This is a genomic window from Nocardioides sp. NBC_00368 (genome assembly GCF_036090055.1).
In the GTDB taxonomy this organism is placed as follows: domain Bacteria; phylum Actinomycetota; class Actinomycetes; order Propionibacteriales; family Nocardioidaceae; genus Nocardioides.
This window is the reverse complement of record NZ_CP107970.1, coordinates 742,442-767,799: the sequence shown is the minus strand read 5'-3', so window position 1 is coordinate 767,799 and position 25,358 is coordinate 742,442. Positions and strand designations below refer to the sequence as shown.

General features: G+C 69.9%; 23 protein-coding genes. 8 read left to right on the top strand and 15 right to left on the bottom strand.

Features of this window, described 5'->3' with window-relative positions:
* Window positions 1-44: 44 nt before the first annotated feature.
* The 7 genes from OG984_RS03540 to cobA form a co-directional block, all read right to left on the bottom strand.
* Window positions 45-2,066, bottom strand: coding sequence for a hypothetical protein (locus tag OG984_RS03540; RefSeq protein WP_328530271.1), 2,022 nt, complete (start codon window positions 2,064-2,066; stop codon window positions 45-47).
* A complete protein-coding gene (locus tag OG984_RS03535; protein WP_328530270.1) occupies window positions 2,063-3,250 on the bottom strand; it encodes a 5'-methylthioadenosine/S-adenosylhomocysteine nucleosidase family protein in 1,188 nt (395 codons plus the stop codon). The genes OG984_RS03540 and OG984_RS03535 overlap by 4 nt, the downstream gene beginning before the upstream one ends.
* A gap of 38 nt (window positions 3,251-3,288) precedes the next feature.
* A complete protein-coding gene (locus OG984_RS03530) occupies window positions 3,289-3,996 on the bottom strand; it encodes an NUDIX hydrolase (RefSeq protein ID WP_328530269.1) in 708 nt (235 codons plus the stop codon).
* A gap of 162 nt (window positions 3,997-4,158) precedes the next feature.
* Window positions 4,159-4,962: a TrmH family RNA methyltransferase gene (locus OG984_RS03525; RefSeq protein ID WP_328530268.1), complete on the bottom strand. Its 804-nt coding sequence runs from the start codon at window positions 4,960-4,962 to the stop codon at window positions 4,159-4,161.
* Window positions 4,963-4,964: 2 nt separating this feature from the next.
* Window positions 4,965-5,285, bottom strand: a complete 321-nt coding sequence (locus tag OG984_RS03520; RefSeq protein WP_328530267.1) for a helix-turn-helix domain-containing protein — start codon at window positions 5,283-5,285, stop codon at window positions 4,965-4,967.
* A gap of 10 nt (window positions 5,286-5,295) precedes the next feature.
* Window positions 5,296-5,622: a type II toxin-antitoxin system RelE/ParE family toxin gene (locus tag OG984_RS03515; protein WP_328530266.1), complete on the bottom strand. Its 327-nt coding sequence runs from the start codon at window positions 5,620-5,622 to the stop codon at window positions 5,296-5,298.
* Between the two features lie 134 nt (window positions 5,623-5,756).
* Window positions 5,757-6,983 carry a uroporphyrinogen-III C-methyltransferase gene (gene cobA, locus OG984_RS03510; protein ID WP_328530265.1) on the bottom strand — a complete coding sequence of 409 codons (1,227 nt, stop codon included), beginning with the start codon at window positions 6,981-6,983 and terminating at the stop codon, window positions 5,757-5,759.
* A gap of 82 nt (window positions 6,984-7,065) precedes the next feature.
* Between cobA and OG984_RS03505 the strand changes: the two genes are divergently transcribed.
* Window positions 7,066-7,593, top strand: a complete 528-nt coding sequence (locus OG984_RS03505; protein ID WP_328530264.1) for a YbhB/YbcL family Raf kinase inhibitor-like protein — start codon at window positions 7,066-7,068, stop codon at window positions 7,591-7,593.
* Window positions 7,594-7,627: 34 nt separating this feature from the next.
* Here OG984_RS03505 and OG984_RS03500 read toward each other — a convergent pair whose 3' ends face one another.
* The 3 genes from OG984_RS03500 to OG984_RS03490 all read right to left on the bottom strand — a co-directional run bounded on the left by OG984_RS03500 (window position 7,628) and on the right by OG984_RS03490 (window position 10,233).
* Complete coding sequence (locus OG984_RS03500) at window positions 7,628-8,296, bottom strand: response regulator (RefSeq protein ID WP_328530263.1); 669 nt, start codon at window positions 8,294-8,296, stop codon at window positions 7,628-7,630.
* A gap of 117 nt (window positions 8,297-8,413) precedes the next feature.
* Window positions 8,414-9,061 (bottom strand): FMN reductase, encoded by a 648-nt coding sequence (locus OG984_RS03495; RefSeq protein WP_328530262.1) that lies wholly within the window; start codon window positions 9,059-9,061, stop codon window positions 8,414-8,416.
* A complete protein-coding gene (locus tag OG984_RS03490) occupies window positions 9,058-10,233 on the bottom strand; it encodes an LLM class flavin-dependent oxidoreductase (protein WP_196876355.1) in 1,176 nt (391 codons plus the stop codon). The genes OG984_RS03495 and OG984_RS03490 overlap by 4 nt, the downstream gene beginning before the upstream one ends.
* 137 nt (window positions 10,234-10,370) lie before the next feature.
* On the opposite strand from OG984_RS03490, the gene OG984_RS03485 reads away from it, so the two are divergent.
* Genes OG984_RS03485 through OG984_RS03475 form a run of 3 tightly spaced genes read left to right on the top strand, consistent with a single transcriptional unit; the run spans window position 10,371 to window position 12,935 of the window.
* Window positions 10,371-11,192: an ABC transporter permease gene (locus OG984_RS03485; protein ID WP_328530261.1), complete on the top strand. Its 822-nt coding sequence runs from the start codon at window positions 10,371-10,373 to the stop codon at window positions 11,190-11,192.
* Window positions 11,185-11,982 carry an ABC transporter permease gene (locus OG984_RS03480; protein ID WP_328530260.1) on the top strand — a complete coding sequence of 266 codons (798 nt, stop codon included), beginning with the start codon at window positions 11,185-11,187 and terminating at the stop codon, window positions 11,980-11,982. The genes OG984_RS03485 and OG984_RS03480 overlap by 8 nt, the downstream gene beginning before the upstream one ends.
* Before the next feature lie 5 nt (window positions 11,983-11,987).
* Window positions 11,988-12,935, top strand: coding sequence for an ABC transporter ATP-binding protein (locus tag OG984_RS03475; RefSeq protein WP_328530259.1), 948 nt, complete (start codon window positions 11,988-11,990; stop codon window positions 12,933-12,935).
* Window positions 12,936-12,971: 36 nt separating this feature from the next.
* On the opposite strand, the gene OG984_RS03470 is transcribed toward OG984_RS03475, so the two are convergent.
* The 4 genes from OG984_RS03470 to OG984_RS03455 all read right to left on the bottom strand — a co-directional run bounded on the left by OG984_RS03470 (window position 12,972) and on the right by OG984_RS03455 (window position 17,982).
* Window positions 12,972-13,583 carry a hypothetical protein gene (locus tag OG984_RS03470; protein WP_328530258.1) on the bottom strand — a complete coding sequence of 204 codons (612 nt, stop codon included), beginning with the start codon at window positions 13,581-13,583 and terminating at the stop codon, window positions 12,972-12,974.
* 205 nt (window positions 13,584-13,788) lie between these two features.
* The gene (locus tag OG984_RS03465) at window positions 13,789-15,162 is read right to left on the bottom strand and encodes a condensation domain-containing protein (protein WP_328530257.1); all 1,374 of its coding nucleotides are present in this window, start codon (window positions 15,160-15,162) and stop codon (window positions 13,789-13,791) included.
* The gene (locus OG984_RS03460; RefSeq protein WP_328530256.1) at window positions 15,143-16,600 is read right to left on the bottom strand and encodes a condensation domain-containing protein; all 1,458 of its coding nucleotides are present in this window, start codon (window positions 16,598-16,600) and stop codon (window positions 15,143-15,145) included. Before OG984_RS03460 ends, OG984_RS03465 begins: the two co-directional genes overlap by 20 nt.
* The gene (locus OG984_RS03455; RefSeq protein ID WP_328530255.1) at window positions 16,597-17,982 is read right to left on the bottom strand and encodes a condensation domain-containing protein; all 1,386 of its coding nucleotides are present in this window, start codon (window positions 17,980-17,982) and stop codon (window positions 16,597-16,599) included. Before OG984_RS03455 ends, OG984_RS03460 begins: the two co-directional genes overlap by 4 nt.
* Before the next feature lie 327 nt (window positions 17,983-18,309).
* On the opposite strand from OG984_RS03455, the gene OG984_RS03450 reads away from it, so the two are divergent.
* Window positions 18,310-19,662: a hypothetical protein gene (locus OG984_RS03450; protein ID WP_328530254.1), complete on the top strand. Its 1,353-nt coding sequence runs from the start codon at window positions 18,310-18,312 to the stop codon at window positions 19,660-19,662.
* A 35-nt stretch (window positions 19,663-19,697) separates the two neighbouring features.
* Here OG984_RS03450 and OG984_RS03445 read toward each other — a convergent pair whose 3' ends face one another.
* Window positions 19,698-20,951 (bottom strand): glycosyltransferase, encoded by a 1,254-nt coding sequence (locus OG984_RS03445; RefSeq protein WP_328530253.1) that lies wholly within the window; start codon window positions 20,949-20,951, stop codon window positions 19,698-19,700.
* A 37-nt stretch (window positions 20,952-20,988) separates the two neighbouring features.
* Here OG984_RS03445 and OG984_RS03440 point away from each other — a divergent pair, with 37 nt between their 5' ends.
* The 3 genes from OG984_RS03440 (at window position 20,989) to OG984_RS03430 (ending at window position 25,337) form a co-directional block, all read left to right on the top strand.
* Entirely contained in the window at window positions 20,989-22,407 is a 1,419-nt protein-coding gene (locus OG984_RS03440; RefSeq protein ID WP_328530252.1) for a hypothetical protein, read from the top strand.
* Window positions 22,408-22,419: 12 nt separating this feature from the next.
* Complete coding sequence (locus tag OG984_RS03435) at window positions 22,420-23,364, top strand: alpha/beta hydrolase (protein WP_328530251.1); 945 nt, start codon at window positions 22,420-22,422, stop codon at window positions 23,362-23,364.
* Window positions 23,365-23,690: 326 nt separating this feature from the next.
* Window positions 23,691-25,337, top strand: a complete 1,647-nt coding sequence (locus OG984_RS03430; RefSeq protein WP_328530250.1) for a BCCT family transporter — start codon at window positions 23,691-23,693, stop codon at window positions 25,335-25,337.
* Window positions 25,338-25,358: the final 21 nt, after the last annotated feature.

Below are 25,358 nucleotides of genomic sequence, written 5' to 3'. Positions count from 1 at the left end.
AACTGACGTCCCGGACGACCGGACTGACGTCTCGGCGGGGAGGTTCAGGCCCGGGCGTGACGCCTGATCCAGCCCTTCCCATCGGCTCCGATGCCTTCGAGGAGCCGCAGGGCGTGGTCGAATCCGGTGGCGTCCAGGTTGAGCCTGACCAGCTTCACGAGGTCCGGGTCGGGCGGCGCCTGGGTGGTCTCGCCGTCGCCCAGACCGTCGTCGGCCTCGCTGCCCACCGCCTCGGCTGCGATGACGCCCTCGGCGACGCGGATCTCGCGAGGCTCCCCATTGTTGAGCATCACCGCGAGCACACGACCGCCGTTCACCTCCTCGATGACCTTGACCGAGGTGATGCTGTCGAGCTGGAAGTTCTCCCGGGAGACCTTCCCGATCTCGCCGGTCCTGAAGTCGAGATCAGCGGTGACCTCGCGTACGCCGTCGACGGTGACGAGATAGATGCGGAGCTGATACTTCGAGTAGCGCCACGGACCGTCGTCGACCCGCCCCCGCCGCCACCCGGGTCCAGGCTGGCGGATGACGGCGTTGGAGACGACCTCGCAACGCTTCCATTTCGCCTCCTCGAGCACCTTGCCGATGAGCACCGTGATGTCGCTGAGCAGCCAGGTCTCCATCTCCTGCTCGGTCGGCATCTGGTCGCTGATGGTCTGTTTCCAGCGCTCGAACTCCTGGCGGCGCCGGTCGAGCAACGCCGCCGCCTCCGCCTCGTCGTCGGCGGCACTCCTGCGGGCACGGTAGAGGCGGTAGCCGACGCCCACCGCGAGACACCCGCTGACCAGTACGACCAGGAGTACGAGCTGGCCGGCGAGACTGCTTGCCCGGAACAGCACCACCGCGGCAGCGACCGCGACCGCGAGAGCGCCGAGGAAGCGAAGAGCCGCTCGCCAGTCGGGCCGGCGCGCGGCACCGAGGTCGTGGAACGAACCGGCCTCGAAGCTCCGCTTGTCCTCGATCGCGTGGTAGCGGATCAGCCAGTGCAGGCTCTCGGCGCAGGTCCGCTGCTCGCGGAACGTCTCCGCGAGCTCCTCGCGCAGCCGCTGCCTGACCCCTGCTGTCAGGTCGAGCCACTCCTGCGCCGACAGGTCGGCCGGGCGGTGTCTGGCGTAGTAGAAGTTCATCGAGTGGCGCAACTGGGAGACGAAGCCCTTGCCGTCGCGGGACCCGTCCTCGGCGAACCCGTTCCCGTGGTGGCGGCGCTCGTTGAGGCTGACCCGGTCCGCGCGGTACATCCAGCCGAAAAGGTCCCTGCCGAGGACCGCTCCGGCCACCAGGAGCACCACGAGCGCGGCGACGCCCCACGGACTCCCACCGCTCAGGGTCAGCCACCCCAGGATGCTGACGGCGAGAACGCACACGCCGACTCCGGCGACCTCCGCCGGGTGTCCTTCCGGCGCTTCGTAGCCAGCCGCCGGGGCGCCGCGGCGAGGCATCGCCGGCGTCGGCTCGAAGTAGACCCGAGCCCGGGCAGTCCGCTGGTTGGCGAACCGTGCCACCCGGGCCCGCTCCAACGTACGCTCCCACAGGCGCTGGGCGGTGACCCCTGCGAGCACGTCCACGAGGTGATAGCTGATCTTGTCGAGGAGGTCCTCGTCCAGCTCGTGGAGCGCTGCCTCGGCCGCGACCGCGTCACCGGTCGCGCCGTCGAGCAGGTGCTGGAACAGCAGACCCAGCGCCTGCAGGGCCGCGGTGTAGCGATCCTCGGGGTCGTAGAAGTCGAAGGTCAGCATCGCCGCTCTGAGCCGATCACGCTCGTCCTCGCCGAGATCGCGGAAGGACCGCTTGCTGAACATCGCCAGCAGCCAGTGGAACTGAACCTCCGCCTGGTCGTGGCGGCGCCTGATCGCCTCGCTGATCAGCTCTTCGGCTCGCCGCGGGGAACCCGCTTCGAGGTAGCGCCGCCCGACGATGTAGCGCTGCTCGGCGGTGTCCGCGGGCGTGATGTGGAAGTGGCGGTTGTGGTGGTGGATCTCGTAGGCCTGGTTCTCCACGATGCTGCCCGGTTGGGCGATGTTGTGCGCCGCGCCGGGTCCGGGTTGGCCGGAGTCCCCCGTCCTCATGCCAGCCCCTGGAGCGCAGCGACCGCGAGCGCCACCTTCGTTGCGACCGCGGCCGTGTCGGAGACGATCCCGCTGAGCTTCCTGAAGGCGAGGATCGCCTCGGTCCGGCAGGAATCGTCCTCCTGGTTCGCGAGCGACTCGGCGACCTCGAGCTCCCCACGGGCAGCCTGGTAGGTCCTTCTGTCGAGGTCCCCGGCAGCGTGATGCATGATCAGCAGCGCCCGCAGGTCCGCGATGATCTCGGCGAGCTCCGCCTCGGCGCCCCGGTGGATCGCAGGCGCCATCTGCAGCGTGGTGGCCCCCAGCGTGTGACCCTGGGCGCCGACGGTGCCGCCGACGTTGATGTTGGAGACGTTGCCGCCGCCCCCGGGACGTACGCCGTCCCGCTCCGAGGACACCCTGTCGGCCCCCGCACGGGCGCGCGGGACGACCGGCGACGCCTCGAGCAGGGCGACCGCGAGCTCGATGGTGAACGCCGCCGCGTTGGCCGCGGCGCGCGGCTGCCAGTGGAGATCGTTGCCGACCGTCTTGTCGCCGCCGGCTCGGTCGCTGATCCCGCGTACGACACCGACCGGGAGGCGGTTGAGGTGACCCGCCTCAGCGATGCCTGCGCCCTCCATCTCGATGGCCGCGGCATCGTTGTAGTGCTGGTTGATCCATCTCGCCTCCTGGGAGATCCGCGACTTCTGGACCACCTCACCGGCGGCGATGGGGCCACACCTGACTGCCGGGAGGCTCGAGCCGGCCGGGAGTCGCTTGATCCAGTCTCGCCGCCGGACGATCTCGCGGACCTCCTCGCTCACCGCATGGTCCAGCTTCCACGACTCCGGTCGCGCCCGGAGGCCGTGGTCCTCCCCGGCGGCGCTGTGGTAGGCGTAGATCTTGGAGCCGACGACCACGTCTCCCAGCTCGATCGAGTCGCGAAGCGTACCGGCGACGCCGGAGAAGAGCAGCGCGACCGGTCGGAAGCGGTTGATCGCGCGCTCGGCCAGCGCTGCGGCCGCTTTGTTGCCGGCACCGGTCCGGCCGATCACGACCCGGCAGGACGTGCCGCGCGCGGTGCCGATCTCGTAGTGGGTTCCCGACTCCGGACGCTCGGGCTCGGGGTCGACGAGATGCTCGCGCACCGCGTCGTACTCGATATCAAGGGCGGTCAGCACGACGGCTACCCGTGGCTCAGTCATGGCTTCTCCTTGGTGTGGTTGGAACTCGGTTGTCGGTCTCAGGCGGTGTGACCCGGTGTTACTCGGTGTGAGACGGCGTCATGGGGACGGATGATCGGTGGGTTGAGCACCGAGGCATGCCCGGCCCGGAACAGGCGCGCCGGCCGGCCTCCGGTCGTCCTGCGCTCGCCCCCTGCCGGCTCGATGAAGCCCTGCGCACGCTGGGCCTTGCGGTAGAAGTTGCCGGGATCCAGACCGATGCCCCATACGGCCTCATAGACCCGCTGAAGGTCGGAGATGGTGAAGGTCTCGGCGCAGAACGCCGTCGCGAGGCAGGTGTGCTCGAGCTTCGTACGTGCCCGCTCGATCGCGTCCTCGAGGATCTGCTGGTGATCGAAGGCCAGCCTCACCCGACCCGAGATCACCTCCTCGACCGGGGCCCAGGCCGCCTGTGTCGCATCGGTCCCGGCCACCGGCTCGGGCAGCCCCGGCGCGATGGCCAGATACACCACCGACACCACGCGTCCTCGTGGGTCGCGATCGGGTCTGCCGTAGAAGCCGAGCTGCTCGATGTGCAGCCCCGCCCCGTCCAGGTCGGTCTCCTCGCGCAGCTCACGCAGCGCTGCGTCTCGGACGTCCTCCTCGACATGCTTGAGGAACCCTCCCGGGAGTGCGCGCGAACCACGGAAAGGCTCGTTGCCTCGCTCGATCAGCAGCACCTGGAAGCTCGTCCCACGCATCGTGAGGATCACCAGGTCCACCGCCACCAAGACCGACGGTCGAATTCGTGACGTGTTCGCGGGCACTCATCATCCCCCCCTTTTTGTCGTAATGACAATAAAAAGTTTAAGGCGAGATCTTGATGTTCGCTTCCATTCTCATTCATTTGTTTCGGATATCGGCACCAAACTGCCGAAGCGTCACTCCGGTCAGCGGCGGGCGGTGACGTAGCACGCGACAGCGGTGGCGGCGGCTACGTTGAGGGAGTCGATGCCGGCGGACATCGGGATGATGGCGCGACGGTCGGCGGCCTGCTGCCAGCGCGGGGAGAGGCCGTGGCCCTCGGAGCCGAGGACGAGGGCGACCTTGTCGACGCCCTCGACGGCCTTTTCGATGTCGACGGCGTCGTCGGCCAGGGTCAGGGCGACGGTGGTGAAGCCGGCGGCGGAGAGGGACGGGAGTGCTTCGTACCAGTCCGGCAGGCGGGTCCACGGCAGCGCGAAGACCGCACCCATCGCGACCTTGATGGAGCGCCGATAGAGCGGGTCGGCGCAGCGCGGCGCCAGCAGCACCGCATCGAACCCGAGCGCCGCCCCCGACCGGAAGATCGCACCGACGTTGGTGTGGTCGACGATGTCCTCCAGCACCAGGACCGAGCGGGCACCCTCGAGCACCGACTCCACCGACGGCAGCGGCCGCCGCTTCAAGGACGCCAGCGCACCACGGTGCACATGGAACCCGGTCACCTCCTCGGCAGCCTTCTCGCTCATCACGTAGCACGGCGCATCGGTCGACTCGAGCACGTCGGAGAGCCCGTCGAGCCACTTCGGAGCCATCAGGAACGAGCGCGGCTCGAAGCCTCCGGTCACCGCGCGGCGTACGACCTTCTCGCCCTCCGCAAGGAACAGTCCCTCCGCGGACTCGATGGACTTGCGCAGCTCCACGTCACGCAGGTCGCGGTAGTCCGCGAGCCGAGGGTCGGCGGGGTCGGAGATCTCGATGAGCTCAGCCATGGTCAGGCGACCTGCACCGAGTCTTTCAAGTCCCCCGAAACTTCCTCAGGGAAGGAAAGGACCAGGTGCCGACCCAGAGCGGTCGCGACGCGTGCCAGCGTGTCGATCCGGTTGCGCGCTCCTCCGCCTTCCTCGAGTCGGGAGATGACCGACTGAGTCGTGCCCATCCGTGTGGCCAGCTCACGCTGGCTCAGCCCTGCCGCCGTACGCAGGTCGTAGATCAGCTGCCCGAGTGCAAGATCCTGCTCGACGCTCGCCCTGGACTCGTCGGACGGGGCGGGACGCTCGGCCCGGACGTCGGACCAGCGGGAGTAGTTCGCCATGGTTGCTCTCCTAGGGATAGCGCCGCGCGCATTCGGCGGCCGCCTTGCGGGCTCTGGCCACCTCACCGCGCTCGTTGTCTCGTTGCTTGTGGAAAGTCGTCAGAAGGATGATTCGAGCATCGCTGGTGAATCTGTAGGTGATCCTCCGGGCAGTCGACCCGAGAGTGAAGCGAAGCTCGAACAGGCCCTCCCCCAAACCCCGCGAGAGAGGCATTCGTGCGCGGGGCCCCAGATCGGCCAACCGATCCACGATCACCGCGACCCGGACCCACTCCGCGTCGCTCAGAGCATCCAGCCACTTCACGACCTCGTCATGAAGCTCGACTTCCATGCTCATGATCGCACCCACGCGATGATCGCACAAGTGCGATCATCGCGGAGCGGGCAGCCGCCATGGTTCGCCGCAAATCTCATGCAGCGACCGTACGATCCAACTCATGGCAACGAGTCGACGCCGCGCCGACCAGAGGTCTAGAAGGAGTCGGGGTGGGCGACGCGGACGACCTCGCCGACGACGATGATCGCCGGGGGCTGGACGTTCTCGTCGGCCAGGGTCTTCTCGAGGGTCTCGAGGGTCGCCAGGACCGTACGCTGCGTCGGCATCGTGCCGTCGCAGATGACCGCGACGGGGGTCGTGGCGGCACGTCCACCGTCCATCAGGGCGGTCGCGATCGCCGGGGCGTTCTGGACGGCCATCAGGAGGACCAGGGTGCCGCCGAGCTGGGCGACGGCGGACCAGTTGGTCAGCGAGGTGGGGTCGGCCGGCGGGACGTGGCCGGAGATGACGGTGAACTCGTGGGCGACACCGCGGTGGGTCACCGGGATGCCGGCGACGCCGGGAACCGTCACCGGCGAGGTCAGGCCGGGGATGACGTGGACCGGTACGCCGGCCTCGCGGCAGGCCAGCACCTCCTCGAAGCCACGGCCGAAGATGAAGTTGTCGCCGCCCTTGAAGCGCGCGACCGCCTTCCCCTCCTTGGCCGCCTCGACGATGATCCGATTGATCTCCTCCTGCTGGGCGGAGCGGCCGCGGGGAAGCTTGGCGACGTCGACGAGCTCGACGTCGGCCGGCAGCTCGGAGAGCAGCTCGCGCGGTGCCAGCCTGTCGGCGACGACGATGTCGGCCTCCATCAGGGCCTTGCGGCCGGCGACGGAAATCAGGCCAGGGTGACCCGGACCGCCACCGATCAGGGTCACACCGGGCACCCGCTGGCGCTCGTGCGGAGCGATGAGGTCCCCGGAGCGCAGGCCGTCGAGGATCCGGTCGCGCACGCCGGCGGAGCGCCGCGGGTCGCGGTTGGCCAGCACGGCGACGGTCAGGTCGCCGTCCTGCCCGGTCGCCGGGGTCCACGCGGTGGCACGCGTGCCGTCGTCGGAGCGTACGCAGAAGATCCGTCGTTCCTCGGCGGCCGCCGAGACCTCCTCGTTGACCTCGGCGTTCTGCGTCGCGGCGATGACATACCAGGCGCCGTCGAGCACGTCGGCCGAGAAGCGGGCCCGATGCCAGGAGATCTCGCCCGAGCCGAGCAGCCCCTCCAGGGCGGGGGTCAGCGACGGCGAGACGACCTCGACCCGCGCCCCCGCTGCGATCAGCGCCGGCACGCGCCGCTGCGCCACCCGGCCACCACCCACGACGACCACCCTCCGGCCCTCCAGGATGAGGCCGGCGGGATAGGGAACGGCATGCTCTGAACTCATGGGTACATCCTCGCCCAACACCCGGCCGTGTCCTGACAACGGGTCGATTCGCGGACTGGGTTCGTGAGCTACGTTGGTGGCCATGGCACTCGACCGCCCGGTGAAACCGGACCCCTACTCGCTCATGCCCGCCCTCCCCTCCTTCACGCTGACCAGCCAGGACGTGACCGACGGCCAGCCGCTGAAGCAGGACCAGGTCTACGACGGCGGCAACACCTCCCCGCAGCTCAGCTGGAGCGGCGCGCCGGAGGGGACGAAGTCGTACGTCATCACCTGCTTCGATCCCGACGCACCCACCCCCAGCGGCTTCTGGCACTGGGCCCTGGTCGACGTCCCCGCCGACGTCACCGAGCTGCCCGCAGGTGCCGGCGCCGCGACCGCCGAGCTCCCGGGCAAGGCGTTCCACGTCGCGTCCGACTTCGGCACCAAGGACTTCGGCGGCGCCGCTCCCCCGGCCGGCGACCAGGTCCACCGCTACTACTTCGTCGTCCACGCCGTCGGCGAGGAGACCCTGGGTGTGAACGACGAGGTCACCCCGGCCGTCGTCTCCTTCAACCTGGCCTTCAAGGCCCTGGCCCGCGCCGTCGTGGTGGGCACCTACCAGCACTGAGGTCCGGCGGTGGGGGCCCCAGCGGCTCCCACCGTCAGCCGGAGGCGAGGTGGGTCAGCGGCGTCGGCGTACGCCGGTGCTCGACGTCGCCGGATAGACCGAGCGCGAGGAAGATCTCGCTCAGACACCGCTCGAACTGCCGCCTGCCGCTGAAGAGCTTGCTGATGATCGCTCGGTCCGGGAACCCGGCCTGTATCAGGCCCAGCACCTCGCTCTGCCGCATCGACAGCCGCGCCATCGCATCGCCGTCGGCGTCCGGCGATGTCTCGACCATCCGTGAGATGACCTCGGGGTCGACCACGACCTCGCCCGACGACACCCGGCCGATGACGTCGAGGAAGTGCGGGATGGTGCGTACGCGCGACTTGCGCAGGTAGCCGAGGCCACCGGTGCCGGAGCTGGCGAAGACCGCGGCGGCGTAGGCCGTGTCGAGCGAGTCCGCGAGCACGAGGATGCCCATCTCCGGCACCTTCTCGTGCAGCCGGACCGCGGCACCGATGCCCTCGTCGTCGGTCCTCCCGCTCAGCCGGGCGTCGGTGACGACCAGAGTCGGCAGGGTGTCGGTCGCGACCTGGACGAGTGCCTCGGCGTCGCCGGCGTCGGCCACCACCTGGTAGCCACCACGCGCGAGCAGGGTCGTGAGTCCAGCACGAAGGAGAGGCGACTCGTCGGCAACGACGACGCTCGGCTCGTAGCTGGGCACAACGCCTCCGCTCGGTGTTGGGGGCAGCGGTCGAGACGCATTCTGTCGCACTCCACCGCAAACCCCCGGTATCTCGCGCCCGTGTTCGCAGGGGCGGCCGAGGGAGACAACCCCGGATCAGAACTCCGGCGGCCCCTCGGAGGCTCGCTTGAGCAGCGTCTCGAAGGAGGTCGGGTTGGCGAACTCGTCCTCCACCAGCGTGCGATGCGGCGCCGGGGCGGCGGTCGCGCCACCGCCCACAGCCAGCAGAGCAGCCAGCTCCGCGGCGGCCCGGTCGACCCGCTTGGGGAGCTCCGGGCCACCGGCGAAGTCGTCGGTGGCGGCGAAGACCCCGGTCGGGACGACCACGGCATGCAGGTAGGCGAAGAGCGGACGCAGCGCGTGCTCGAGCACCAGTGAGTGCCGGGCGGTGCCGGCGGTCGCGGCGATCAGGACCGGCTTCGCGTCGAGTACACCCTGTTCGAGTACGTCGAAGAACGTCTTGAACAGACCCGAGTAGGACGCGGAGAACACCGGAGTCACCACGATGACGCCGTCGGCACGACGCACCTGGTCGATGGCCGCCTGCAGCGCCGGCTTGGCGAAACCGGTGAGCAGGTTGTCGGTCAGCTCGTGCGCCAGGCCGCGCAGCTCCACGTGCTCGACCTCCACCTCGGCGCCCCGGGCCTGGACGGCCCGGGTCGTCGCCTCGCCGAGCATGTCGGCGAGCAGCTTGGTCGAGGACGGGACCGAGAGCCCCGCCGAGACGACGGTGATCCGGGTCACAGTTCCCCCTCGAGGACCTTGGCGACCTCCGGGTCGTGCAGGTCGCGGTCGGACGAGCCGGTGGCGGAGTCGCCCTCGGCGTAGACGGTCGAGTCCTTGGCGCCGCCGGCCTTCTCCACCAGGGAGGCGTGGGTCGGGGCGTCCGGGACACCGGGCTTGCGCAGCTTCTCGAACTCCGCGCGCAGGGTCGGGAGGATCTCGCCGTAGAGGTCGAGCTGCTCCAGCACCGTCTTCAGCGGGAGCCCGGCGTGGTCGAGCAGGAAGAGCTGGCGCTGATAGTCACCGACGTACTCACGGAAGGAGAGGGTCCGCTCGATGACCTGCTGCGGCGAGCCGACGGTCAGCGGCGTGGCCTCGCTGAAGTCCTCCAGCGAGGGGCCGTGGCCGTAGACCGGGGCGTTGTCGAAGTAGGGCCGGAACTCGTTGATCGCGTCCTGGGAGTTGGGCCGCATGAAGAACTGCCCGCCCAGCCCGACGATCGCCTGGTCGGCGGTGCCGTGGCCGTAGTGCTCGAAGCGCTGCCGGTAGAGCTGCACCATCTGCTTGGTGTGCGAGGCCGGCCAGAAGATGTGGTTGTGGAAGAAACCGTCGCCATAGTACGCAGCCTGTTCAGCGATCTCCGGCGAGCGGATCGAGCCGTGCCAGACGAACGGCGCGACGCCGTCCAGCGGCCGCGGCGTCGAGGTGTAGCCCTGCAGCGGCGTACGGAACCGGCCGGACCAGTCGACGACGTCCTCGCTCCACAGCCGGCGCAGCAGGGCGTAGTTCTCGATCGCCAGGTTGATGCCCTGACGGATGTCCTTGCCGAACCAGGGGTAGACCGGGCCGGTGTTGCCGCGACCCATCATCAGGTCGACGCGGCCGTCGGTGAGGTGCTGGATCTTGGCGTAGTCCTCCGCGATCAGCACGGGGTCCGTGGTGGTGATCAGCGTGGTCGCCGTGCTCAGGATGATGTTCTCGGTCTGGGCACCGATGTAGGCCAGCGTGGCGGTCGGGTTGGAGGCGATGAACGGCGGGTTGTGGTGCTCACCGGTCGCGAAGACGTCCAGGCCCACCTCCTCGGCGTGCTTGGCGATCTCGACGGTGGCCTTGATCCGCTCGTGCTCCGTCGGGGTCTTGCCGGTCGTCGGGTCCGTGGTGACGTCGCCGACGGTGAAGATGCCGAACTGCATACCCATTGTTCACTGCCCCTTTCGTGGTCCTGCCACGATAGTTGAAATCCGAACTACTCGGCAAACAGTTGCTGCATCAACGTTATTCCAGGAAACCCCTTGGCGTACGCAGGCCCTCCTGTGCCAACGTACGTCAGGTGTCCGGGGCGCTGCATCCACAGATCAGTCTGTACGCCGCGATCGCGGTCCGGTCCTTCCGCCGCTACTCCACCTACACCGCGGCCACCCTTGCCGGGATCTTCACCAACTCGGTCTTCGGGATCATCCTCAGCTTCGCCTATCTGGCGCTGTGGGAGCAGAACCCGTCGGCCGGCGGCTACGAGGCCGACCAGGCCGTCACGTTCGTCTGGATCGGGCAGGCGCTGCTGATGACCATCGCGCTGTGGAGCGGCGGGGCGACCGACGACCTCGCCGAGCGGATCCGCAACGGCGACATCGCCGTCGACCTCTACCGTCCCGTCAGCGTCCTGGGCTGGTATCTCGCCGCCGACCTCGGCCGCGGGCTGTACCACTTCGCGACCCGGGGCGTGGCGCCGACGATCATCGGCGCGCTGCTCTTCGGACTGGTCCTGCCCTCTCCCGCCGGCGCGGCCGGATTCCTGGTCAGCGTCGCCCTCGCGGTCGTGGTCAGCTTCGCCGTCCGGTTCCTCTTCGCCGCCAGCGCGTTCTGGCTCCTGGACGCGACCGGACCGCGGGTGCTGCTGAGCGTGCTGGCCACCTTCTTCAGCGGACTCACGCTGCCGCTCAACCTCTTTCCCGACGGGCTGCGCCAGGTCGCGCTGGCGCTCCCGTTCGCTTCCTACATCCAGACCCCGGCCGACATCTGGCTGGGCCGCCACACCGGGCTCGACCTGCTCGCCGCAATCGGCCTGCAGGTGCTCTGGGCGGTCGTCATGCTCGCCGTGTGCGCGCTCGTGCTGCGCGCCGCGACCCGCAAGGTGGTGGTCCAGGGTGGTTGACGCGGTGCGCGCCTACTGGCTCATCGCGGCGCTGTGGATCCGGGCGTCGATGGCCTACCCGGTCTCGTTCTGGACGATGACGCTCGGCGGGGTGCTGATCACCTTCCTCGACTTCGTGGCGATCTGGCTGATGTTCAGCCACCTCGACACCTACGGCGGCTTCACCCTGCGCGAGATCGCCCTGCTCTACGGCGTGACCTCGCTCGCGTTCCGGGTCGCCGACATGCTGGTCGGGAGCGTGGAGAAGATCGGCCAGAAGGTACGCAGCGGGGACCTCGACGCGATGATGACCAAGCCGGTCCCGGTGCTGGTGCAGCTGTGCGCCGACCGGTTCGAGCTGCGCCGGCTCGGCCAGATCGGCCAGGGTCTCGCGGTGTTCGCGTGGGCGGCGCCGATCGTGGAGTGGAACCCGCAACGGCTGCTGGTGCTCGTGGTGGCGCTCGTCTCGGGTGTGGTCATCTACTTCTGCGTGTTCGTGACCTTCTCGACGATCCAGTTCTGGACCACCGACGCCTCGGAGTTCGCCAATGCCTTCACCTACGGCGGCAACACGATCATGCAGTACCCGATGACGATCTTCCCGCGCGAGGTCGTCCGCTCGCTCACCTACCTGCTGCCGCTGGCGTTCGTGAACTGGTATCCGTGCCTGTTCCTGCTCGGACTCACCGACCCGTTCGGGGCCCCGGACTGGTTCCGCTTCGCCTCGCCCCTGGCCGCGCTGGCGCTGGTCGTCGTCACCGCGCTGGTGTGGCGTCAGGGGCTTCGCCGCTACCGATCCACAGGGAGCTGATCTCGTTGTCGTTGATCGAGGTGCGGGACCTGTCCCGCGAGTTCACCATCCGCAAACGTGCGGGTGTCGTGAGGCGTACGTCGGTGGTGAAGCACGCCGTCCACGACCTCTCCTTCGAGATCGATGCCGGCGAGATGGTCGGCTACATCGGCCCCAACGGCGCCGGGAAGTCGACGACCATCAAGATGCTCACCGGCATCCTGGTCCCCACCGGCGGCACGGCGCTCGTCGCCGGTCTGGAGCCCGCTCGCCAGCGCCGGGAGCTGGCCCGTCGGATCGGAGTCGTCTTCGGGCAGCGTACGTCGCTGTGGTGGGACCTACCGCTGCGCGACTCCTTCGAGCTGCTGCGGCGGATCTACCGGATCCCCGACCAGACCTTCCGCCGCAATCTCGACGACCACGTCGCACTGCTCGACCTCGGTGACCTGATGGACACCCCCGTGCGGCAGCTGAGCCTGGGGCAGCGGATGCGCGGCGACATCGCCGCCGCCCTGCTCCACGACCCCGAGATCCTCTATCTCGACGAGCCGACGATCGGTCTCGACGTGATCTCGAAGGGTCGCCTGCGGGAGTTCCTGCGGGCCCTCAACCACGAGCGCGGGACGACCCTGATGCTCACCACGCACGACCTGCAGGACATCGAGGCGCTGTGCGACCGGGTCATCGTGATCGACCACGGCACCGCGGTCTTCGACGGCCCGCTGTCCTCGCTGCGCCTCAACGGCGACGCTTCTCGCACTCTCGTCGTCGACCTCGTCGACGAGGCGCCGGCGATCGCCGTCGAAGGAGCTCAGGTGGTCAAGGTCGAGGGACCGCGCCAGTGGCTCTCGTTCCCGGCCGGCGCCTCCGCTGCTCCTCTCGTGGCGCAGGTCGCGGCGGCGTACGACGTCGCCGATCTGTCCATCCACGAGCCCGCGATCGAGGACGTCATCCGACAGCTCTACTCCCGCTGAGTCGGCGCAGCTCGGTTCCGGGCAGGTCCAGACACACTAGGCCGGGCGCGCGTGAGCCACCTGCCGTAGTGCTGAGACCGTGCCCACCCAGGCACCGGCCTCCGGGTCCACCCAACCGACCAGCTCGATGGCGTCCTCGAAGTCAGCCCGCAGATCTCGGCGATGGATCGGCTCATGGTGGGCTGCTCGGTTGCGGACCAACATCAGGTTCACAAGACGACGTTCGACCTCCCGCCGGCCTTTCCGAATGTCCGCGCCCACGCCCGGGAAAGCCTTGTGGAGCGCCGGAACCCACATCGATGCGTGGTAACGCTGAGACACCAGATAGCGCCAGAAACCGAAGCTCAGCTCCGCGACCACTCGACCGTGCTCCTCCGGCCGACGCCCGCGCAGCGTCGCCCTGGACCGTGCCTTGGCGATATCGTCACGCCCGCGCTGATCGAGTGGAAGCGCACCCAGCCAGTCTTGGTGCCCTTTCCGGTCGGCCCAGACGCTGAGCTGCCGGTCGAGGGCGTTGCGCACGATGACCTCCACCATTCCGGTCGTTGCCATCACAGCCGACCCGGCGCTCATGTTCCACTCGTAGAGTCGCAGCGCCCGGCTGAGGTTCTGGTCGCGAGCGCTCAGGTAGGAGCGCAGTCTCTCCATGGTGAGGAGCCGGCCAAGGGCAGCATCCGTCCACCCTTCGACTACTCCCGTGCTGTTTGACATCCCACCGTTCCCCCGTAGAGTTGACGACGAAGACCCCGGAACGATCCCTGGCAACAGCCACATCGCCGGGGTTTCGCCATGCTCGGGCCCACGCGGCTGACGTTAGGTCACGGCACCGACATTTCCGGCTGCCAGAACCGGCTCAGGAGTCGATGCGGAGGATGGCGAGGTCGTCGGGCTGGCGGGAGAGATCGACGAGGCTCAACCGGAGACGGTCGAGGAGCGATTCGATGGAGGCCGCGGCGACGGCCGTGTCGGGGTAGCGGACGCGGACGTCGAGACCGGTGTGGGTACGGGAGAACCAGATCTGCACGTCGTCGGCGAGGGTGGAGGCCGAGATGTGCTGGGCGTCGCGATCGAGGTGGGCGGAGCCACCGGGGACGTGGCGGTAGTCGACCCAGGAGACGACGAAGACGTCGCTGCGGGTCTGCACCAACGGCTCGGTGAGCGAGCCGAGGACCTGGTCGAGCGGCACCGACCCGAGGCGTACGCCATGACGGACCGCGTCGCCGGCCTCGGCCAGCCCCAGGTCGGTGAGCGAGGCGGGGACGGTGAGGGGGACGGTGGTGGTGTACCAGCCGATCGAGCGGGTGAGGTGCTCCGCGGAGCGTGTGGAGACCGGCGCCATCGTGTCCAGGCGCTCACCGCCACCGAGGTCGGAGATCGCGGTGGCGAGGGCGGTCAGGACGGCGGCGTACGTCGAGGCGCCGCTGTTGCGGGCACGGACCCCGATGCGGTCCATCAGGCCGGCGTCGGCGAGCGGCGCAACCGCGGTGGCCTGGGCGGCCCGCTCCCCCGGCTCGAGGCCGAGCGGCAGCGGGAAGGTCGGCAGCCGGTGGCCGCGGCCGCCGAGGAACTCGCCCCAGCCGCGGAGCAGCGGGTCGTCGGAAGTGACCCACGCCGGGCCGTCGGCCCCCTGGGTGACAGCCTCGGGGAAGGAGGCGACGGCCGGCAGCCGCGGCTCCTCGCCACCTTCGGTGAAGGCGGCGTAGAGCTGCGCGAGCTCCTCGACCGCGACCGCGATCGAATGGGCGTCGCAGTGCAGGTGGTCCATGCCGAGGACGATCGTGGAGCGGTCGGGACGCGAGATCGCCGCAGGCAGGAACGCCGGATAGCCGAACGGTCCGCATCTCTCGTCGAGGGCGCTGTGCAGCGCGGCGCGGGTCTCCTCGACCGTCCTGGTGTGACCGACGGTGGCGACCGACCAGGTCAGGGTGCCGGGGTGGTGGCGACGCGACCGCGGCCCGTCGGATCCGGCGACGACCTCGAGCTGCAGACTGCCGTGACGGGCGAGGAACGCACGCCAGGTGCGCGAGAGCGCGACCGGCTCGATGGGGCCGTCGACCTCGAAGGCGGCCGCGAGCCAGACGGTCGGCGCGCCGGCCGTCGCACCGGCGAGGTGGTTGCGCTGGTTGAGCGAGAGCTCGGCGGGCGCACCGTGCGCCGGGGCGGAGAGGTCCCACCGCAGCAGCGTGCCCGGCCGGGGCTCCCACAGATCAGCCGTCGTGACCAGCATGCCCGGTCCCGATGATCTGATCAGCGTCCACCGGACGCACCGGCAGGCCGAGGTCGGCGAGCACGTCGCGGAGCGCCTCGAGGTAGGTCACCACGGCCCGCCCACCCTGCTCGGTGTCGGGGCTCTGCGTGGCCAGCTCGAAGCGGTCGGCGAAGCGGTTGACCCACAGGCTGGCGTTGGCGGTACGTCCCTCACCGGTGAAGTGCAGACCGGTGTCGAACGGGGTGGTGCCGGCGCCGGGGAACTTGCGTACGTCGAGGTAGGAGACCATCTGCGGGCTGGCCAGCTCGCTCGGCGCGAGCACGCCGCCGGCGACCATGGCGCCCAGCGGCACGTGGACCGGGGTGCGGGCCAGCTCGCGAGCGGTCCCGAAGGCCTTCTCCGCGGCGAGCACCGTCTCCGCGAAGACGGTCTCCTCGACTGTGGGCCCCAGTGGCATCGAGACGGGTGCGAAGTTGCAGAACCAGCCGTGCGACGTCGCGGTCTCCTGCGACCGGGTGCCGAGGACGGTGATCCCCAGATAGTCCGAGCTGCCGGTCAGGCGCTGCTCGGCGTGGGCCAGGAGCGCGAAGACGCCGCTGGTGAACCGTCCCCCGGCCGTGCGGCACAGCGACTCGAGCGCATCCACCGCCTCGCCCTCGAGAGCGGTCCATCGCCGGACCCGGACCGGCGCGGTCTCCCCCGCGTCCAGCCCCAGCGGGACCGGGAACCGCGGCAGCCGCCCGCCGTGACGCGAGACGATGTCGATCCACTCGCGCACGGCCGGGGTGTCCGCGTCGCACTCGGCGGCGAGCTGCCGCTCGGCGGCGGCGTACGTCACGAAGCTGCCGGCCTCGGGGAGCGGCTCGACCTCGGCCCCGACCGCGGCGGCATAGGCGGCACCGAGCTCGGCCGGGATCATCAGCTGCGAGGCGCCGTCGGTGAAGGCGTGGTCGCAGCCCCAGAAGTAGGTGAAGCCGTCCTCCCGCACGATCGCGCCGAGGAGGAACGGCGCCCAGGAGTCGGGGCGGCACTGCTCGTCCCAGAGGCTGACCAGGAGGTCCTCCCAGCCCCCGGACCAGTCGGCCGGCGCCTCGACCTCGACGGCCTCGAAGGCGATCGCCTCAGCCGGCACCAGGTGCCGCACCGGCACCTCACCGGAGAGGTCGAACCAGGTCCGCAGCCCCTCGTGGCGGCCGACGAACGACGTCAGTGCCTCCGCGTAGGCGGCAGCCGAGAAGGCGCCGGAGAACTCACCGGCGGTGCCGGTCCAGGCCCGGTGCACGCCACCGGCGGCAACCTTGGCGCGGTAGGCGTCGAGGTGGTCGGCCTGCAGGAACGAGGGCGCTCCCGGCGAGACCGGCGCGGCATCGGCCGCCGCCTGGCACCTCGGCGTCGGCCGCAGCACGACCACCCGGCCCGCCGCGGGAGCCAGATCGGCGAGCGGCCCGATCCTCATGCGGTCCCCTCGAGCGAGGCGGTCTCGGGCCGCGCGATCTCGTCGAAGAGGTCGCTCATCCCGCCGATCAGGTCGCGCACGACCCGCTCCGCGGCGACCGTCTCCGGGTAGCGCGTGGAGACGTTGAGGCCGTCCCGGTCGCGCACGAGCCAGAGGTAGACCTCGTCGTCGGCGCGGACGGGGGCGCGCAGCGTACGTGCGTCCCAGTCGTTCCAGTGCTCGGCGCCGGCGATGAAGCGGGTGTCGACGAAGGTGACCACGAAGTGCGGGGCGTCGTCGACGCCGAGCAGCCCCGCGACCCGCGCGAACGGCTGCGGGACCAGCGGCTTCGTCTCGGCCAGCGCCGCCTGGACCCGGGCGGCGACCTCGGGCAGCGTCGCAGCGCCGGCGATGTCGAGGGTGACCGGGACGAGGCCCACGTACCAACCGACGGCGGTGGCGTGCTCGGCGGAGTAGCGGGTGTGCATGGGCGCCACGAAGCGCATCCGCTCGACGCCGTGCTGGGCACGCAGGACGTACGCCATCGCGCCCATCATTCCGGCCTGGAACGAGACGCCGGCGCTCTTGCACAGCTCGCCCAGGGCCCGCGCCTGGCGCGGGTCGCCGAGCCACTGCGACAGGCTCGCCTGCGGCAGCGGCGACGCGGAGGCGGGTACGTCGGTGATCCCCGGGACCGGGAAGTCGGCGAACCGGAGCTGGCCGTCGGGACCGGTCAGCCAGTCGCGCCAGACCCGCACCGACTCGCTCTCCAGGGACATCGCCTCGCCGGTGACCCGTTCGGCGGCGGCGTGGTCGATGTGACTGCCCGTGGTCGCCGCGGCCAGCTCGGCGAACGGCTCACCAGCCAGCGCCCGCTGATAGAGCGTGGCGATCTCCTCGAACCAGAGCAGCTGGGAGTAGGCGTCCATGACGCCGTGGTCGGCGCCGAAGACCAGGGTGAAGCCGTCGGCGTCGGCCACCGTCGCGAAGACGACGTAGGGCCAGGCCGACGGGTCGATGTGGTCGGCCAGGAAGTCCGAGACGCGGCCCCGGGCGTCCTCGCCGTCGAACCGGCCGAGGGCCGTGGTCGTCACCGACACGTCAGCAGGCGCGACGACGCGACGCCGCCGCCCGGCAGAGGTCTCCTCGACGGTGCCGCGCAGCGCCTCGTGGCGTCCGATCCAGGCCCGGAGCGCGAGACCGAGCGCGTCGGGGTCGAGCCGCCCGGACAACCGCATGATCGACCCGATCCAGGAGCCCGCCTCGGCGGTGTCCAGGTGCAGCTCGTGGTTGTGGGACAGTCGGCGGTCGTCGTCGACCCAGGAGCTCGGCTCCGCGGTGGGGATCCACGCGGTCACCTCGCCCGGGGGTACGTCGTACGCGGACAGCTCGGTGTACTCCATCGGAGGTGGAGTTCCTCTCTGAGGTGGGGGGCTCATTGCGGCACGACGCCAACTCGGGAACCCGAACGAACCTCAAGAACGCCGTAGCCCGAGAAGGCGACCCGCGTGCGACGACAGCGATGTCGTCCCATGTCGCGGCCTATTGTGCACACAGGTGCGGACCCGAATTCGACCACCCCCGAACGTGGGAATCACCACACATCTTTATTGCCCCCGGGGGTTTACATGACGTATCAACTCCGATTGACTCCTCCCCCTGCGCGCGCTCCCACTGTGCTTTTCCACGGGCCTTCGCCCGGCCGCCCGCTCTATCTCGAGGACTCCCCCATGCCCGCTTCCACCCGTGCACCGATCGACAACTCCGGCCGGCTCCAGTTCGCCGACGACCTCTTCGCCCGGCGCCATCGGGGTCTCGGAAGTCCGATCGCCAACCAGTGGATCTGGCGGCTCAACAGTCCCTACGACGCCGACCGGCTGCGCCACATCGCGGCCGGCCTGGCCGAGGGCGGGCTGTCGCGGAGGCTGCACCGGGCGAAGTTCCCCGGAGCCCGCGATCTGTGGACCAACGCCGATCGGGACCCGTCGATCGAGCTCTACGACGAGGTCCTGCCGGTCGCCGAGATCACCGACTGGCTCCAGGAGCGTCACAGCGACCACCTCGACCCGCACGAGGGCCTGACCTACCGGCTCACCGCGATCAACCTCGACGACGGCACCTCGGTGGTCTCGATGCTGCTGGCCCACGCGGTCGGTGACGGCGGCTCCGTGCTCGACGCCGTGTGCCGGGCCGCCCGTGGCGAGCCGCTGCGGCTGCCGCCGGCACCGGCCACGAGCTGGGAGCGCCTCCGTGCCGAGGCAGCCGACTCCCGAAGTCAGTGGCGCGCCGTCCGCGACTGGGCCAGGGCCCGTCGCCGGGCGAAGAAGGACGGCACCGCCGCGCTGGCCACCAAGGCACCGCGCGTCTACCCGGAGACCACCCCGAACCCGGCTCCGGAGACGTGGCGGATGCCGCGGATGATCACCGAGTTCGACACCGAGACGATGACGAAGATCGCCGCCGAGCACGGCGGCTCGACCAACGCCTGGTTCATCAACGTGGTCGCCGACCTGCTCGTCCGGATCGACCACGTGCCGGTCGACCGGGGCGATGTCCCGGTCTCGCTGCCGATGAGCGACTTCCAGCCCGGGGACGTACGCTCCAACTCGACGCGCGTGGCCATGGTCGAGGTGCCGCGCGACGTGCTCGACCGGCGTGACCTCGCCGAGATCAAGAAGCTCTCCAAGGCGGCCTACATCCGCCTCGGCCAGGCCGGTCCGGGGCTGGTCCCGGTGCCGCTGGCGATGATGCAGATGCTGCCCGACGCCGTGCTCGACAAGCTCCCGCAGCCGCCCGCCGCCGCCTGCATGGCCTCCAACCTGCCCCAGCTCCCCGACGACTACCGCTACGCCATGGGCGATGACGTACGTCTCGTGGCCGGGCTCGCCGGCTACCAGAACGCGACCGCTCAGGACGCCTACGACGTCGGCGGCGGGATCATCGCCTGGCTGATCCAGTCCGGGCCGCGTACGACGCTCAACCTGGTCGCCGCCGAGCCCGACCGCGTGCCCGACCTGGAGTTCCTGAAGAGCCTGGTCGTCGAGGAGCTCGGCTCGTGGGGTCTGACCGTCGAGGTGTGGTGACGCCCTCAGCAGTGCACATTGCTTCGGGCTTCGCTTCAGCAGGCCCGCTCCAGCGCATCAGCAGCCCGCGCGACGGCGACCTCGGGTGTGATCAGCAGGGTCGCGACCTCGGCGGCCCGCTCGCGTACGCCCGGCATCAGCACCCTACGAAGCGCCTCACCGAGCCGGTCTCGGTCCAGGCGGCCGGCCCGGAACGACGTACCGACACCGAGGTCGCCGAGCAGGCGACCCCAGACGGGCTGATCGGCCGAGTACCACCCGACCACGCTCGGGATCCCCGCCCGCAGCACCGCGGCGGTGGTGCCCGCGCCGCCGTGGTGGACGGCGGCGACGCACCGCGGAAGCACGGCGGCGTGGTCGACGGCACCCACGAGACGTACGTGATCGGGGACGTCGACCTCGAAGGAGTTCCAGCCGCTGCTGACGAGCGCGCGCAGGCCGAGGTCGGCGGTCGCGCCCGCGACATCGGCCACCAGCCGGGCCGGGTCGGCCACCGGCATCGACCCGAAGCCGACGTAGACCGGCGGATAGCCCGCCGCGAGCCAGTCACCGAGGTCATCACCCACCCCGGTCTCCCCCAGGCGCAGCCGGTCGCCACCGCTCAGCGCCAGGAAGCCGGCGAACGGACTCTGGATGCCCCACTCCTGCGAGAGACCGGGCACGAGCAGCGGGTCGTAGGCCTGCACCTCGACCGCACCGCGGTCGCGGAGCCGGGTCTGCAGCCGGGTGCGTGCCGGGGCCAGACCGAGGGCGGCGCGCTGAGCGTTCTCGGCCTCGCGGGTCAGCTCCCAGCGCATCCGCATGCCGACGTCCCAGGCCTTCTCCTGGACCACCTCCGGCCCGGGGACGACCTTCACCGACCGGTTGGAGCGGACCGGGAAGTAGTGGAGCGCGGCGAAGCCGGCACCGATCCGTTCCGCCAGCGCCGAGCCGACCTCCTGACCGAGCAGACCCGCGACGACGACGTCGGCACTGCCACGCTCCCCCGCCAGCGAGACCAGGTCGGCGCGGAAGTCGTCCCAGCCGTGGGCGGAGACCTTCCGTACCGCCCGGACCCGGGTGCGAGGATTGGCCGAGCGCATCTCCTCGCGCACCAGACTCGAGGCGAGCAGCGCACCGCTGTCAGGGCCGACAGCGTGCGGGTCGAGCCCGAGCCTCGCCGCCAGCGGCACCAGGTTGGGCGCGACCCCGACGGTGACCTCGCGGCCGCGACGGCGCAGCTCGAGGGCCACGGCGAGCGCCGGCTGCACGTCGCCGCGACTGCCCATCAACCCGAAGACGAACCGCATCGTCCCTAGAATCCCCCAACGACAGGACCCAGACCGCATGCCCGAGCCTGTGATGCTGCCCTCACTGCCGCCCGCGAGCCCCGGCGCCCGCCCGGCGCCGTTCGCTCCCGAGCGCACCAACCGGCTGACGTACGACGACGAGGTCTTCCTCCGCTCCGCGACCGTGATCGGGGTCCCGGTCGTCGGCCAGACCGCCTGGCGGTTCCCGACCGAGATCCCGGTCGAGCCGGTCCAGGAGGTGGTCGACGAGCTTGCCAAAGGCCCCCTCAACCGCCTCGTCGTACGCCCGAAGGTGCCCGGCGCCCGGTCCCGCTGGGTGCCGGCGACGACGGCCGAGCCGGTCCGCCTGCACCCCGACCGGATCAAGCCGGACCAGGTGATGTCCTGGCTCGACACCACGACCGACGAGGTGCCGTTCGACCCGGTCAAGGGACCGCTGTGGGCGTTCTTCATGGCCTACACCACCGACGGCGGCACGGTCGTGACCTACAACGCCTCGCACATCGTCTGCGACGGCGGGATGAAGCTCGGCGCCCTGATCGCGGCTGTACGCCGCCAGCCCCTGCCCCGGCTCCCCTTCGACGACCCCGCCGCGACCGAGGTCACCCGGCAGGACGACTGGCGCGACGCCCGGACGATGGCACGCGCTGCCACCCGCGGGCTGCGCGCCGCTCGGAAGGCCGGGCAGCTCGCGCCGCTGGAGGCCCAGTCCTCGGAGAAGCGGCCGGTGCCGGCACCTCAGCCCGACGACCACGTGGTCCACGAGGTGGCCTTCGCCGGCGCCGACTGCCCGGTCTCGGAGTGGAACGCGGCGGTCGAGCGCGCCGGCGGCACCTCCAACACCCTGCAGATCGCGATCTCGGTCGAGGTGCTCCTCGCGGCCGGGATCGTACGCCCGGGTGAGCCGGTCAAGATGTCGCTGCCCGTCTCGATGCGCGGCGAGGGCGACCTGCGCTCCAACGCCACCTCGGGCGTCTCGATCGCGGTCGAGACCGAGCTGCGCGAAGGCATCGGCCGGGTCACCGACCTCGCCCACATCCGGGAGCGGTCGAAGAAGGAGTTCTCGGCGCTGTTCCAGGGAACCCGCCCCGACCCGATCGCCCACATCGCGCCGCTGGCGCAGATGATCCCGGACCGCATCGCGAAGTCGCTGCTCAAGAACGTCGTCACGCCGCTCGGCCTGGCCTCCAACCTGGGTCGTCCCGACCCCGACTTCATCGCGCCGTTCGGCGTGGCCGCCGACTCGATCGTCTTCCGAGGCCTGGCGCTCGGTGCGACCCGCGGCGAGCTGCGCCGGATGCGGGGCGGGGTCACCTCGTGGTGGTGCGAGGTCGGCGACACGTGCAACCTGGGCATCCGCGCCCTCGACCCCGACGCGGTCCCCGACTCCGAGCGACTGAAGGAGATCGTGACCGACGTCTACGGACGTTGGGGCCTGGTTCCTTCCTTCTGGTGAGAAGATGCGTTCATGACGATCGACGTACTCGGTGAGCCCTACACCGTGGAGACCATCGAGCTCGCGGACGACTTCGAGGGCACCGTCGTGGCCACGCTGGTCAAGCGGCCGGCCGACGACGGCGATGCGAAGGGCGCCGTCCTCTACGTGCACGGCTTCTCCGACTACTTCTTCCAGAAGGAGTACGCCGAGTGGTGGACCGCGCGCGGCTACGACTTCTACGGCCTCGACCTGCGCAAGTACGGTCGCTCGCTGCGTGAGCACCAGTCGGGGACGTATGTCGGTGATCTGGCCGAATACTTCGACGAGATCGACGCCGCCTGGGAGCGGATCACCGAGCGTGACGGCCACTCCCACATCATGCTCAGCGCCCACTCCACCGGTGGCCTGACCACCTCGCTGTGGGCCGACGACCGCCAGCCCGACGAGCTGGCCGGGATGGTGCTCAACTCCCCGTGGCTCGACCTGCAGGGCTCGTTCCTGCTGCGCGAGGTCGCCACGCCGGTGGTGCGCCGGATCGGCCACCGGGCTCCGATGCGCGAGCTGGGCCGTGACGTGAGCGGCTTCTACACCATGTCGCTGCACGTCGAGCACGACGGCGAGTGGGAGTTCGACCTCGGTCTCAAGCCGGTCGGCTCCTATCCGATCCGGCTCGGCTGGCTCAAGGCGATCCGCGACGGTCACTCCAAGCTCCACCGGGGCCTCGACGTGAAGGCGCCGGTGCTGGTGCTCTCCTCCGACCGCTCCAGCAAGCCCAAGGCGATGGGCGAGCTCGTCCACTCGACCGACATCGTGCTCGACGTGCGCCAGATCCGCCGCTGGTCGACCGCGATCGGCAGCCATGTCACCTACATCGCCGTCCCCGGCGCGAAGCATGACGTGATCCTGTCGCGCCCTGAGGTTCGCAAGCAGGCCTACGCCGAGATCGAGCGCTGGCTGGCGGCGTACGGGGTCTAGACCCGCAGGGGTATATCGGTCCCCTCAGACCCGAAACAGCACATGAACTGGCCCGACACAGTCGGGCCAGTTCTCGTTGTCAATCGTCCGGTCGCCGCACCCCGGTGAACAGAAGGCAAAGACAGTGCGCGTTAGGGTGCTGTGGTCCCGAAACCAACCGGAAGGACAACAGTGTGACTTCTGAGAAGAAGACAGACAGTCCGAACCATTCCGACCATCACAACCCCACTGGTCTGATCAAATCCCCCACGGGCGAAGTCGTTCCCCACCCCGCGCTGGACCTGCCGATCTCGAGCGAACAGGAACAACGTAAGGGAATCGACTGGGTGGTCTTCGGCATTGCCGCGGCCATCGCGATCGCGTTCATGGCCTGGGGTTTCATCAACACCGACGGCCTGAGCAAGGTCGCTGGTGACGCGCTCGCCTGGGTGCTGGACAAGGCCGGCTGGTTCTTCGTCCTGACCGCCAGCGGCTTCGTCATCTACATCATCTGGCTCGCGGTCAGCAAGTACGGCAACATCCCCTTGGGCCGTGACGACGAGAAGCCGGAGTTCAGGACGGCTTCCTGGGTCGCAATGATGTTCAGCGCCGGTATGGGCATCGGTCTGATGTTCTACGGCGTCAGCGAGCCGATCTCGCACTTCGTCACCCCGCCGCCGGGCACCGGCGAGGCGGGCAACCCCGAAGCCATCCAGCACGCGATGGCGACGACCATGTTCCACTGGACGCTGCACCCCTGGGCGATCTACGCCGTCGTGGGCCTGGCGATCGGCTACGGCGCCTACCGCAAGGGCCGCGTCAGCCTGATCTCCTCGGCCTTCACGCCGCTGCTCGGCAAGCGCACCGTCGAGGGACCGGCCGGTAAGGCCATCGACATCTTCGCGATCTTCGCGACGCTCTTCGGCTCGGCCACCTCGCTCGGCACCGGCGCGATCCAGATCGAGAGCGGCCTACAGATCGTCGCCGGACTCGGCGAGGTCGGCAACAACGTGCTCATCGGCATCATCGCGATCCTGACGGTCTGCTTCGTCATCTCCGCGGTCTCGGGTGTGGCCAAGGGCATCCAGTGGCTCTCCAACATCAACATGGTGCTGGCACTGTTCCTGGCGCTGTTCCTGTTCGTGGTCGGCCCGACGGTCTTCATCCTCGACCTGATCCCGACCTCGCTCGGCACCTACATCGGCGACCTCGCCCAGATGTCGGCCCGCACCGGCGTCGGCGGCACAGAGACCTCGGAGTGGCTCGGGTCCTGGACCGTCTTCTACTGGGCTTGGTGGATCTCCTGGACGCCGTTCGTCGGCATGTTCATCGCGCGGATCTCGCGTGGGCGCACCATCCGCCAGTTCGTCGCCGGTGTGCTCCTGGTGCCGAGCGCCGTCAGCGTGATCTGGTTCTGCATCATGGGCGGGACCGCCATCGACGTGCAGCGTGCCGGCGACGTCGACATCGCCGGTCTCGGCGGCGTCGAGTCCCAGCTGTTCACCACCCTCGAGCAGTTCCCGCTGGCCACGGTGATGAGCATCCTGGTGATGGTGCTGGTGGCGATCTTCTTCGTCTCCGGAGCCGACGCGGCCTCGATCGTGATGGGCACCCTCTCCGAGCGCGGCTCGGAGGAGCCGAGCCGGTCGACGGTCGTGTTCTGGGGTGTCGCGACCGGTGTCGTGGCCATCCTTGGCCTGATCGCCGGCGGCGCGGACGCGCTGTCCGGCCTGCAGACGATCACCATCGTGGCGGCGCTGCCGTTCACGGTGATCATGGTCGGGCTCGCGGTCTCGCTGCAGCGCGACCTGGCCCATGACCCGCTGATCGTGCGTGGTCAATACGCCGAGGAGGCGGTGCAGCAGGCCGTCATCACCGGCGTCACCGAGCACGGCGACGACTTCGCGCTCGCGGTCATCGAGGACGACCACAGCAACGGAAACAGCAACGGCACCGGGCCGGCCACCGCGGCCGTTCCTGCCGACAAGGCCTGATCCTCAGGTCCGACACTGATG

Excerpts from the sequence above, each read along its gene's own strand:
- OG984_RS03490 (WP_196876355.1), bottom strand. The coding sequence starts at position 10,233 with ATGCAGTTCGGCATCTTCACCGTCGGCGACGTCACCACGGACCCGACG.
- OG984_RS03465 (WP_328530257.1), bottom strand. The coding sequence starts at position 15,162 with ATGCTGGTCACGACGGCTGATCTGTGGGAGCCCCGGCCGGGCACGCTG.
- OG984_RS03455 (WP_328530255.1), bottom strand. The coding sequence starts at position 17,982 with ATGGAGTACACCGAGCTGTCCGCGTACGACGTACCCCCGGGCGAGGTG.
- OG984_RS03540 (WP_328530271.1), bottom strand. The coding sequence starts at position 2,066 with ATGAGGACGGGGGACTCCGGCCAACCCGGACCCGGCGCGGCGCACAAC.
- OG984_RS03435 (WP_328530251.1), top strand. The coding sequence starts at position 22,420 with ATGACGATCGACGTACTCGGTGAGCCCTACACCGTGGAGACCATCGAG.
- OG984_RS03440 (WP_328530252.1), top strand. The coding sequence starts at position 20,989 with ATGCCCGAGCCTGTGATGCTGCCCTCACTGCCGCCCGCGAGCCCCGGC.
- OG984_RS03460 (WP_328530256.1), bottom strand. The coding sequence starts at position 16,600 with ATGAGGATCGGGCCGCTCGCCGATCTGGCTCCCGCGGCGGGCCGGGTG.
- OG984_RS03470 (WP_328530258.1), bottom strand. The coding sequence starts at position 13,583 with ATGGAGAGACTGCGCTCCTACCTGAGCGCTCGCGACCAGAACCTCAGC.
- cobA (WP_328530265.1), bottom strand. The coding sequence starts at position 6,983 with ATGAGTTCAGAGCATGCCGTTCCCTATCCCGCCGGCCTCATCCTGGAG.
- OG984_RS03525 (WP_328530268.1), bottom strand. The coding sequence starts at position 4,962 with ATGGCTGAGCTCATCGAGATCTCCGACCCCGCCGACCCTCGGCTCGCG.
- OG984_RS03515 (WP_328530266.1), bottom strand. The coding sequence starts at position 5,622 with ATGAGCATGGAAGTCGAGCTTCATGACGAGGTCGTGAAGTGGCTGGAT.
- OG984_RS03520 (WP_328530267.1), bottom strand. The coding sequence starts at position 5,285 with ATGGCGAACTACTCCCGCTGGTCCGACGTCCGGGCCGAGCGTCCCGCC.
- OG984_RS03505 (WP_328530264.1), top strand. The coding sequence starts at position 7,066 with ATGGCACTCGACCGCCCGGTGAAACCGGACCCCTACTCGCTCATGCCC.
- OG984_RS03445 (WP_328530253.1), bottom strand. The coding sequence starts at position 20,951 with ATGCGGTTCGTCTTCGGGTTGATGGGCAGTCGCGGCGACGTGCAGCCG.
- OG984_RS03535 (WP_328530270.1), bottom strand. The coding sequence starts at position 3,250 with ATGACTGAGCCACGGGTAGCCGTCGTGCTGACCGCCCTTGATATCGAG.
- OG984_RS03450 (WP_328530254.1), top strand. The coding sequence starts at position 18,310 with ATGCCCGCTTCCACCCGTGCACCGATCGACAACTCCGGCCGGCTCCAG.